We start from the raw sequence: 615 nt of genomic DNA, 5'->3' as shown, positions 1-615 counted from the left end.
AGGCCGACACGCCCTTGAGCCCCAGTTCGCGCTCCACATCCGGCGCGGTCCACTCGGTCAGCTTGAAGCAGTAAACGGCCAACAACAGCGTGGCTGAAAGCCCCAACACCATGCTGCCGCTGGTGGCCATCACCAGTGCCCCGAGCAGGGCGAAGTGCCAATAGTTCCACAGATCGATATACACCGTGCGGGTCCAGCCCACCGCGAGCATGAAAATATTCAGAAACAGAATCAACGGAATGGACAGCGCCGCCAGCGGTGAGGACCAGGTAATGGCGGCCAACGGTGGCCAGCCCACATCGAGCACGTTGTACTCCAGGCCGCGAATGACCATCAATTGCTCCACCGCGGGTTTGATGTTCGCCACGAAGAAGTCAAAGGCGATAAAGACCCCCGCAAAACCCACCGCCAGCTCAACGGTGCTCAACAGAGACTTCTTGAACGGCAGCCGGACCGCCAGGGCGATAATAAAAATGATCGCCGGCAGCATGACGTAGGCTTTGAAACTGAAGAAGGCGTCGAGGAGTTGCTGAATGGTGTCCACGGGAGAGTCCTGGCTGGAAATGGGTGGAGGACTTTAGTGATCCGCCGACTTAGAGTCAAGGTGACGTTATG

Annotated in this window: 1 protein-coding gene; it reads right to left on the bottom strand. The window is 57.9% G+C overall.

Annotation, left to right across the window (positions count from 1 at the left end; genetic code table 11):
* A partial coding sequence (locus tag B3187_RS16810; protein ID WP_286807634.1) for a PTS transporter subunit IIC occupies positions 1-544 on the bottom strand: 544 nt, incomplete at its 3' end.
* Between the last annotated feature and the right edge of the window lie 71 nt (positions 545-615).

It is taken from the genome of Marinimicrobium sp. UBA4209 (assembly GCF_002381585.1).
In the GTDB taxonomy this organism is placed as follows: Bacteria; Pseudomonadota; Gammaproteobacteria; order Pseudomonadales; family Cellvibrionaceae; genus Marinimicrobium; species Marinimicrobium koreense.
Note: the sequence above shows the minus strand (reverse complement) of the source record. Positions and strands in the feature narration are given on the sequence as shown.